At 35.8% G+C, this 10,842-nt stretch carries 7 protein-coding genes; 5 read left to right on the top strand and 2 right to left on the bottom strand.

The window, feature by feature from the left end:
• Positions 1-384, top strand: a 384-nt coding sequence (locus tag AC07XN_RS20840; protein ID WP_494744444.1) for a hypothetical protein, incomplete at its 5' end; no start/stop codon positions are given.
• Positions 385-694: 310 nt separating this feature from the next.
• Here the strand turns inward: AC07XN_RS20840 and AC07XN_RS20835 are convergent.
• Positions 695-1,471, bottom strand: a complete 777-nt coding sequence (locus tag AC07XN_RS20835) for a LuxR C-terminal-related transcriptional regulator (protein WP_494744443.1) — start codon at positions 1,469-1,471, stop codon at positions 695-697.
• A 483-nt stretch (positions 1,472-1,954) separates the two neighbouring features.
• Between AC07XN_RS20835 and AC07XN_RS20830 the strand changes: the two genes are divergently transcribed.
• From AC07XN_RS20830 to AC07XN_RS20820, 3 genes are all read left to right on the top strand, one after another.
• On the top strand, positions 1,955-5,128 hold the full coding sequence (locus AC07XN_RS20830) for a DUF4450 domain-containing protein (RefSeq protein WP_494744442.1): 3,174 nt from the start codon (positions 1,955-1,957) through the stop codon (positions 5,126-5,128).
• A 142-nt stretch (positions 5,129-5,270) separates the two neighbouring features.
• Positions 5,271-6,026 carry an SDR family oxidoreductase gene (locus AC07XN_RS20825; protein WP_494744441.1) on the top strand — a complete coding sequence of 252 codons (756 nt, stop codon included), beginning with the start codon at positions 5,271-5,273 and terminating at the stop codon, positions 6,024-6,026.
• Between the two features lie 97 nt (positions 6,027-6,123).
• Entirely contained in the window at positions 6,124-6,705 is a 582-nt protein-coding gene (locus AC07XN_RS20820; RefSeq protein WP_494744440.1) for a TetR/AcrR family transcriptional regulator, read from the top strand.
• On the opposite strand, the gene AC07XN_RS20815 is transcribed toward AC07XN_RS20820, so the two are convergent.
• Positions 6,702-8,240: a glycosyltransferase family 39 protein gene (locus AC07XN_RS20815; RefSeq protein ID WP_494744439.1), complete on the bottom strand. Its 1,539-nt coding sequence runs from the start codon at positions 8,238-8,240 to the stop codon at positions 6,702-6,704. The genes AC07XN_RS20820 and AC07XN_RS20815 overlap by 4 nt on opposite strands.
• 237 nt (positions 8,241-8,477) lie before the next feature.
• On the opposite strand from AC07XN_RS20815, the gene AC07XN_RS20810 reads away from it, so the two are divergent.
• Positions 8,478-10,643, top strand: coding sequence for an FUSC family protein (locus AC07XN_RS20810; protein ID WP_494744438.1), 2,166 nt, complete (start codon positions 8,478-8,480; stop codon positions 10,641-10,643).
• Positions 10,644-10,842 lie beyond the last annotated feature (199 nt).

The raw sequence follows: 10,842 nt of genomic DNA, 5'->3' as shown, positions 1-10,842 counted from the left end.
GAATATCTAGGATTTTCATATAATGGACAAAAAGTGCTGATTAAAACTTCTGGTTTTTCTAAGTTTTATAGGTCAATGATAAAATCTTTTAAAAAGTCTGCTTCATTAGCTAAAAATAGCAAAAATCCTGATAAAAGAATTTTTAAATCTAAACTATATAAAAGATTCACTTTTAGAGGTTCAAAAAGAAAATTGATTTATAGACCTTCAAAGGATGACAAAACCCAATATTTTAAAACTAAAGAATATAATTGGGGGAATTATTTGAGTTATATTTATAAAGCTGATAACTCTATGATAGATATTAACCTTTCATCAGGCATAAGAAAACAGAGTCGTAAATTATGGAGAAATTTCAATAAATTAATGAAAGTTTATGGGTAAACGATTTTGCTGTAGTTCGTTTCTTCACGAAGTACTTTGTGTTTAAAATGGACAACTAATAGTCATCCTTGATGTTCTAAGTATTTTTCAACTTAAAACGACAAATTAAATTGCAGTTTCACTTGCTTGGCGTAGTGTTTCACTACGTCAGAGCGTGTTGCAATGTTACATTGCAAAAATGCAACGCATTTGATATTTTTCAGCATACCACTAAACGTTGTGTTCTAAGAGCACCTGACATTCTGACGTAGTGAAACACTACGCCAAAACAGAGTAGCGGCAACCCTTGCGGTTGCCGAAAACGAATAAATCATACCCACCCCTCCTGCAACGCTTTACCCACCAACTCTACAGGTGTTTTACAATTGGCTTTTTTTAGTAGATTTTTGCGATGTGTACTTACGGTATGCAAGCTTATAAAAAGCCTATCAGCGATTTCTTTACTGCTATTATTTTCTACAATCATTTTTAAAATTTCTCTTTCTCTTGGTGTAAACGGGGTATTAGATAGCGTAAGGGTATTGGTTTCAGTAATATTATAGTATGATGGCTCTCCGTCAAGTCCTATGATGGAAAACGAAGGAACGCCATCTTGTTTTATATGCGAAATATCGGTGTCTACGTCCAACGTACGATAATAGTTCGTTTCGTCAAAATCTATTTGCACCGCTTGGTGTAGCAGTCGTATATAGCGATTGTCTTTAGTACGCATCCTAAGGTCGTACTGCATTTTGTATTTTGGTATTTTTTCAAAGGGCAAATCCTTGAAAAACTCTGTAATTCGTTGCTCAAATTGCAAAAAGTAAGGTTTATCGTCGGGATGTATTATGTCTAAGAAAAAGTGAATATCCATTTCTTCGGGCATATAGCCTAGCACGTTGGTAACGCCCGGACTTACAAAATCAAAGTCTGCTTGAAAAATATTAAAGACATAATAGTAATAAGTTCCTGGCTGAAAGAGATTAAGGAGTTGCTTATGTAATTCTAACTTTAATTTTAATTCGAGTGGGTATCCAGGCTCTTCTTTTACCACTGTATTCCATACTTTTTTGGCACTAAGATAAAGTTGCGAATGCTCGTTTGACATAATCGTAAATATTCTTGATCTGATAGTTATTTTGTTCTATGTGGGTCTTAATTCATGTGCATTTGACACTACATTAAAAAAAGTCGGGTAGAGATAATTCAAGCCACAGTCTTGGGCCGATAAGGAAATTCACTTTTTATCAATTATTCTTTGTTTCGTAAAGACGAAAGAAAATAGGAAGCAGTAACAGTAGAAAAATAAGAAAGTAACTGTGAATATACTGAAAAGTGTTGGAGAAAGTCAAAAAATAACTCAATAAAGATAATCATTATCACAGAAAATAGGACAGCAAGGAATTAGCTTTAGATGAAGCATCAACTCAAACGGTAACCGCGAGGGTCAACACTACACAGACCATGGAATAGAATAAGTACGTGAGTGAACAAGAGGGTCAATTGCTCAAATCTTTGGAATATTGAGTAAACAAATACCGACGTTAGTTTTATAACATAAGTCCACAACTCCTCTTAATACTAGTAACTCATGAAAAAAGTACTATTCTTAGTCTTCTTAGTAACCTCATTTAAAATTATTGCACAAACAAATGCAGTCGTTAAAAATCTTCATTATAAACCCTTCAACGGGAATGGTTTTGTTTGTGTAAATCCTAAACAGAAATTCAACCGAGCTTTATATGGTGGCAATTCAGCCTTTAGGGTAGAAGCTGGCGATTTTCCAGAGTTTGCTTTGTACTTACCAGGTATGGGCGGAAATTGCAAAATTGGCTTATTGAATGGCACAAAAAGTAAATGGCTTTCGGAAGCACAAAAGATACAAACAGTGTATCAAGACGGAGCGATGCTCTATAAAATTCAAGATGAATTATTGGGTAACGCTACTTTGGTGTTAAAAGTAACCGCTACTTATTCACAAGAAGCTCTATTGATAGCTTATCATATTGAAGGAAACAAACCTAAGGATACGCAACTGACTATTTTGTTTGGAGGAATTACAGGGAAAAAGTTTTCAAGAGACGGTGATATTGGGGCAGACCCTGAGAGTAGCTTTTATTTAAAAGCCGAGAACTGTAGTAACAATAAAATCAACATCGTTAAAAACACCTTTAGCATACAATATTTACCAAAGGATTCTACCCAAGTCGTATCAGGACTATTCCCTGAAAGTTATAGCTTATCTATCACTGATGCAGTCGCCCAAAAATCTCCTCTTGAGGTAAATTCTTATGCTAGTAAAGTTTCAAATCCATGTTTGGCAGGTATTGGTGATTTAAAAAACACAGAACAATACCTCTATATTCAAAAAGGAAAGGTGGGGTTTGGCTATTCAGCGATTCCTGCATTTGTCAAACAGAATGAAATACTTCGTCAAAAAATTGTTAATACCGTCCAAATTCAAACACCAGATACGTTGCTAAATCCTATGGGACAAGCCCTAAGTTTAGCGGCGGATGCCATTTGGGATAGTCCTACTTATATGCACGGTGCCGTGGCTTGGCGGATGCGTTTGCCTGCTTGGCGTGGACCTTATATCGCTGATGTAATGGGGCAACACGACAGAGCGAAAACGCACTTTTCTGCTTATGCTAAATCACAAGTGGGTGAAGCTTTTCCTTTAGCCGATTCTTCACCTGATTCTGTGATGCACTTGGCTCGCCAACTTGAAAAAATTGGAAAAGGTATTTTTACAGAAGGCTACATTTGCAGAAATCCAAATGGTGATATTCGGGCACACCATTATGATATGAATTTGGTGTATATCGACCAACTCTTAAATTATTTCAATTGGACGGGCGATACTACCTATTTACGTGAGATGTGGCCAGTTATCAAAAAACACCTCTCTTGGGAAAAACATAATTTCGACGCTGATGACGACGGGCTTTATGATGCTTATTGTTGCATTTGGGCTAGTGACGCTTTGCAATATAGTGGCGGTGGTGTTACCCACTCTACTGCTTACAATTACCGAGCATTTCGTTCAGCAACGTTCTTAGCTAAGCTGTTGGGTGAAAATGCAAAGCCGTATCAAGACGAAGCCGATAAGATTTATAAAGCGTTACAAGAAAAACTTTGGCTAGATGAAACAGGCTGTTTTGCTGAATACAAAGATGCTTTGGGCCTGCAATCCGTACACCCTTCTGCGGGGCTTTGGACCATCTATCATGCCATTGATGCACAAGCAGCTTCGCCCAAACAACAATATCAGATGACTGAATATGTTGAAAAAAATATTCCTCATATTCCTTTCCGCATCCCTGAACTTAAGCAAAATTTTTATCAGTTGAGTACTACCAACTGGCAACCTTACACATGGAGTATCAACAATGTAGCATTGGGCGAAAACCTCCATACTTCATTAGCTTGTTGGCAAGCGGGTAATAAAAACTTAGCCTATGAAATTTGGCGTAACACCATCATCGAAAGTCTTTATACTTCTGCTTCGCCGGGTGGATTTGAGCAACTATCAAGTTTGGATGCCATCAGAGGCGAACTGTATAGAGACTTTGGCGACGGCATAGGTATGGCTGGCAGAAGCTTAGTAGAAGGTTTGTTCGGAATTAGACCGCAGTTGTTAGAAGGAAAACTATTGATTGAACCCGGACTTCCCAATGAATGGGCTTATGCCAAGCTAAAAACGGCTGACATTGAATTTAACCTCAAGAAAAACGCTAAACTATATGAATACGACATTAAAACTTTTTGGAATAAATCGTCTGAACTAATATTAAGGATTTCAACGGAATACCAAAAAGTAAAGTCTGTTGTACTTAATGGAAAACCTGTAAAATATGCATGGACACAAAACGGTAATAATGAGCCAATCCTTGAAATAAAGGCATTAAAAGGTAAAGCATTTTTAGTGAAAGTGTTATTTGAAGAAAATAAGGCCGTGAACAATGTCTCAAAACGAGCAATACCTAAAATAGAACAGGCTACAATAAACCCTGAGGAAAGCATAAAAAGCAATGTATATCATTCGATAGATTTAAGTAGTTCATTCAATGATAAGGTAACTCGTATTTTCAAAAACAAGTACTTGTCTCCTCGCCCACAAAGTGCTACGTTGCAATTGCCCGTTCAAGGTATTGGTAATTGGTGTTACCCCTTGGTGGAAGCAATTATTGATGACTCAGGTCTTCGTCAAAAAGCAAAACAACAAAATGGATTCATTCATTATCAACAAATTCCATTTGCTACGCCCGCTGATACGAATCAGGTGAATATTGCTTTTGCTAGTAAATGGGATAATTTTCCAGATACATTGCATATACGTCCTAAACAAAAAATACAAGGTCATGCGATGCATTTATTGATGGCTGGTACTACCAATCCTATGCAAAGCCAGATGATAAACGGTAAAGTAGTTGTTCACTATGAAAGCGGAGAACAGACTTCTTTTGAATTACACAATCCGAACAATTGGTGGCCCATTGAGCAAGACTATTTTTATGATGGCAAGGCTTTTAAATATTCAAAAGCAGAACGCCCTCCTCGCCTATTATTAAAAACAGGAGAATTTATCAAAGAAAATCCAAAGTATAGCAGTATCAAAGGTTTTAGTAATATGGCGATTGATGGCGGAGCGGCCAACGTTTATCAATTCCCGATTCTTCTAAAACCGATTAAATCTATTCAAGTAATCTCTCTTTGCAATGATGTTATCATTGGTTTAATGGCTCTTACCGTTCAGGAATAAGCATTTTATAATATAAAAAAAGAGGTGGAAAAATATTTTTCATCTTTTTTTCAATTTTATTTGGAATGTTCGTTCCAAATATATTACCTTTACGGAACAAACATTCCAGATATGGATTCTGGAATTTAAAACAACAAAAAAAATGAACAAATTATCAAATAAAATCGCCATCGTTACAGGAGGTAACAGCGGAATCGGATATGCAGCAGCTCAAGAATTAGTGTCAGAAGGTGCTACAGTAATTATTACAGGCAGAAATAAAGTAACCCTTGAAACCGCCGCTACTGAGCTTAATGCAAAGGCAATCGTGGCAGACCAAGCAGATTTGAAATCGATTGATAAATTGGTTGAAGAAGTAAAAGCTACTTATGGTAAAGTTGATATTATTTTCTTGAATGCTGGTATTGCGGCTTTTGCGCCTTTAGAATCTGCCTCTGAAGAACATTACGATACCATTATGGATGTTAACGTAAAAGGTGTATTCTTTACATTACAAAAATTCTTACCTATTTTAAACGACGGTGCTTCAATTGTATTCAACACTTCTATCAATGCCCATGTTGGTATGCCAAATTCTAGTGTGTATGCTGGTAGTAAAGCTACTATCTTGGCATTCAATAGAGTATTTGCAACTGAATTAGCTCCAAGAAAAATACGTGTCAATGCTATTTCTCCTGGTCCTGTTGAAACACCACTTTACGGAAAATTAGGTTTAGGACATGAAGAAGTAGCTGGTTTTGGCGAAATATTAGGCAAGAAAATCCTATTGAATCGTTTCGGACAGTCAAGCGAAATTGGTAAAGCTGTAGTATTCTTAGCTTCTTCCGACTCTTCATTTATTACTGGTACCGAACTTGTTGTTGATGGTGGTTTATTGGTAAATCCAGTAGTAATCTAATTTTTTTGATTATATTTGGAATGTTCATTCCGTTTAAATAGCTTTGCTTGAAATTATTCGGCAAAGCTATTCGTATTATTTTAAAACGATCAATATCATGGCAAGGACAAAGGAATTTAATGAAATAGAAATCTTGGACAAAGCAATAGATTTGTTTTGGTTTAAGGGATATAATGGCGCTTCGATGCAGGATGTTGTAGATTCTTTGGGCTTGAGCCGTTCCAGCATCTATGATACTTTTGGGGATAAACATCAGTTGTATATTTCAGCCTTAGAACAATATAGAAAACAAGCCGCAGGAGGCCTGATTGATATGGTAAAGCAATCTGTCAGTCCCTTGCAAACCATCCAGCAGCTCTTAGAAATGCTTGCGAATGATAGCCTTAATACAATTTGTAGCAAAGGCTGTTTTATGACAAACAGTACGATAGAGCTAGCACCCCACGACCCAGAGATTCATAAAATAGTCAAAGACAATATGCAAGACATAGAAGAGGCTTTCTATAATCTTGTAAAAAAAGGGCAAGATTTAGGTGAAATTACCAACCAAAATGATGCAAGAGCCTTAGCTCGCTTCCTGTTCAATACCATTTCAGGCATCAGAGTTGCAGCAAAGTCGGGTGCGAATAAGGCTGCTTATCAAGATATTATTGATGTTACGTTGTCAGCCCTTCGCTAATCATTCCAATCTTTCATTTCCTCTTTGATATCTTCAATCAGAAAATGATTGATTGGAACTTTGGCATCTTTTAGCAAATAGATACTCGTTCCATATTCTCGGGCAAAAGGATTTTCTAGTTTGCCCGTTAATAATACTGATTGAAAAAGCGGTCTTTCTTTTTCACGGTTTTTATCATCATCGTCAGCAAACTGTATCAAAATGATGTTCTTAATTTCAACTTTATCCAGAGGCGGATACCAATTGATGTAATCAGCGTTAACAGTAACAGCTCCGATATTTGGGAATTTCGAATAATAATTGATAGCCCCAGCTTGTCCATAATTATCACAAAGTACCAGAGTATGTTCCTTGTCTGCGATACCCGCATAAACACTATCTACTTTTTGTGCTAGTTCTTTCCAGCTTAGCATATCTGCAAAATCTTGTGGCATCGTATGGTCTCTACCATCCTCCCATCTTAACATGTCAAACTTTTTATAACTAGCTAATCTTCCTTGTATTTCAGTGGGTGTAACATTCGGAAATGCAATTCTGTACATGGGTATAAACAGTAACAGAATAATCAAAATTGCTACTGGACGAAGGTATATTTTCCAGCCTTCGTTCAATACATTTTCTAAATATACTGAGCCAAAAGCTAATAAAATTGGGTATAAACCAATGGCATAATAATCCTTCGCTTGTAAATAAACAAAGGTAGATAAGGTAAATACAAATGCCCAAAAGAACACTCGATACGCTTTAAAGGGTTTGTAGATAAAAAAAGAAATAAGTGCGGCTATAAGCACAAAGAGTGAAGTAGTAAAAAAGAATAGCTGTTCTTTGAGGAAACCGACTCTACTAACATTGACCAATTGATATTTTTTAAGCAGAGCCAAATGATGCAAAACTGGGTAATTATTATTTACCTGCCAAATTAAATTAGGAAGTACGAGCAAAAACGCAATGAATACGGCAATGTATAAATGTGGGTTTTTGAATACTTTCCGATGTGGACTCAGTATCAAAGCAGGAATAAAGCCTATCAATAAAAATACAATATTGTACTTATTCAAGAAGCCAAATGCAAAAGTAACAGCCGCAATCCACAACCATTTGTTTTGACTAGTGATGAAGTATTTTAACAGCGAAAAATATAGGAAAGTCCAACAAAGAATATCTAAAGAATTGGGCTGATAAAGTGTGTTGATTCGTAAAATGACAGAAAAAGTAACAGCACAAGCCCCTAAAATCAGGGCGAAAATACCTCCTTTTAACGCTTCAATGGCTTTCCAGACTACTACCATGGTTAATACACCAAATAGAGCAGGAAAAAACTTCACCCAAAATATACCATTGCCCAATTGCAAAATGATATACGAAAACCAAGAAGTAACGGGCGGAACTGATAAATATCCCCATGCTAAATGGTGTGCTTGGTCGAGATGCAGATACTCATCTCGGTGTAAATCATAAATAGGATGGATTAAATTATATTGAAGGATAAACTTAAAAACAATGAAGCAAATGAGTATGATAGATTTCTTATTCATGGTCTTTCGGAAGCGAGGTTAGTATTTTAAAGCAATATATCAAATGTATGGCATAATCAAAATGCAAGTATCAATGTTAGTGATAGATTCTTGAATATTTTATCTATTTTTACAAAAACTGATTTTGAGACTTTAGGATTGTAGCATAAAAACGAAAAATAAGAGCCTTAGCATTATTTAATCGACTCTTTTAATGAAAAGCTACCACTCGCTAAATCACTTAATAAGTAGCAAGACATGACCTCAAAAACACAACAAACAACCAATGAAATCAAGAATTTTGTCTTGAGTTCCTACTTCGGTGACGGACTCAGAATTACTTTTGGTGCGTTGGTTCCTAGCTTAATTTTATCTCAGTTTGGTTTATTACAAATAGGCATTACGGTTTCCTTAGGTGCTTTATGTGCCAGTATTGCCGATACCCCCGGTCCTATTACCCATCGTCGCAATGCGATGTTGGTTACTACGCTCGTCGTTTCTATTGTCTCTTTACTCACTGGCTTCGCCAATATTTCCGTATACGCACTAGGCTTTATTATCCTAAGCTTTAGCTTTCTGTTTTCCATGCTATACGTATATGGAAACCGTATTGCATCCATTGGTACTGCGGCCTTGTTAGTCATGACGTTAGGCATTGGTGATATTCGTTCTATTACAGACATCTTACTCTACACAGCTTATATTGCAGGTGGAGGTTTGTGGTACTCTGCCCTTAGTATTTCTTTGTATAAAATTATGCCTTATCGACTAGCCCAACAGTCATTAGGTGATTGCGTAATTGAGGTCTCTCATTTTATGAGAATCAAAGCGGGTTTTTATAAAGAAGGAATGGATTATGACGAGAATTATAAAAAACTACTAGAATGCCAAGTATTAGTGAATGAAAAGCAAAATGCTGTACGTGATTTGCTTTTTAAAAGCCGAGAAATTGTTCGGGAGTCTACCCAACAAGGGCGTTTTTTAGTAATCGTTTTTGTAGATGTGATGGACTTGTTCGAACAAATTATGTCTACCTTCTATAGCTATCAAACCCTTCATAAACAATTTGATGAAATAGGTATTTTAAAACAATTTGAGATTGTATTATTACACATGTCTGATCAATTAGAGGAGGTAGGATATGCGCTAAAAGCTGATGCAAAACCACAAATTTCGCTCCGCTTACCACGTGAAATCAGGGATTTAAAACTGGAAATTGAAGCCCTAGAAAGAGGAGAATACGGCAGTGAATTTAAAGAAACTGGCGTGCAGGCTTTAAAAAATATAGAAGTAAATGTTGAAAATATTTATCATAGAATCAAGAAAATCAACGGGCATTTTAAAGATAGAAAAGCAAGGAAACTTACAAAAAGTCAGACCCAATCAGCTTATTTTATCTCTCATGAAGAATATGACTTTGGTTTATTCAAAGAGAATCTCGCGCTTAAATCAGAGATTTTTCGCCATGCTATTAGGGTGGCCGTCGTAATGCTGATTGGCTTTATCATTGCCCAATCCTATAATTTTCTACATAGCAACTGGATTTTGCTGACGATTATGGTCATCATGAAACCAGCTTTTAGCTTAACCAAAGAACGAAATTATCACCGCTTGATTGGTACTATTATCGGTGCCATTATAGGCATGAGTATCCTTGCTTGGGTGGAAGATGGTTCCGCACTTTTTGCTATCTTATTAATCTGCATGTTGGGTGCGTATAGCTTTCAACGTAAAAACTATGTAGTCAGTGTATTATTCATGACTCCGTTTATCCTGATTCTATACGATTTCCTAGGAATGGGAAGCAGAGCAATTTTTATTGAAAGAGTCTATGATACCATCATTGGCGGAAGTATCGCTTATGTAGCTAGCCATGTGTTCTTACCAAGCTGGGAACATCAGAAACTCAAAACAGTTTTGGTAGAAATGATTGAAGTCAATTTGGCCTATTATCATCAGGTAACTACCTATTATTTCGGGCAACGATATGATAAAATTCCTTATAAAATTATTCGTAAAGAAGTATACGTTCGTAGTGCCAATTTGGCGTCTGCCTTCCAAAGGATGTTTTCAGAACCTAAAAGTAAACAACTAAGTATCAAAGAAGTACACAAATTTACTGTATTAAATCATTTGATGTCTTCGTACGTAGCTACGTTAGCATTGTATATAATGGAACATACGGGAGATATTCCTGCAATGGAAAAACTTAAAGAAATTGCTACGAATTCTGAAAAACTACTACACGAGTCAATGATGATATTAATCAATGAACAAAATGTCATCAATACTGACATGAAAATTTTGCCTTTGAAACATCATTTTAAAGAAGATGATGATACCCTTTTGATTGTAGAACAATTTATAGATTTGCAAAAAGTAGCCTTTGATATTTATAAAATTTCACAAAAAATAAAGGTTTAAAACGGCTAAAAGATGTAATTTTCAATAAACCGTATAGTTAATACGTTACAAAAATACAGTCTAATTCTCTTCCAATTTATCAATATTTGTACACATTTAGATAATTTTTGCAAAGCAATTCAACTACTGATTAAAATTATCCAAGAAATTTAGAAACGTATATTATTCAAGAAAATATGGGTTAAAAAAGACCATTATT

It is taken from the genome of Arcicella sp. GW458-12-2-14-TSB2 (assembly GCF_059423785.1).
This window is presented reverse-complemented; position numbering and strand designations above follow the sequence as displayed.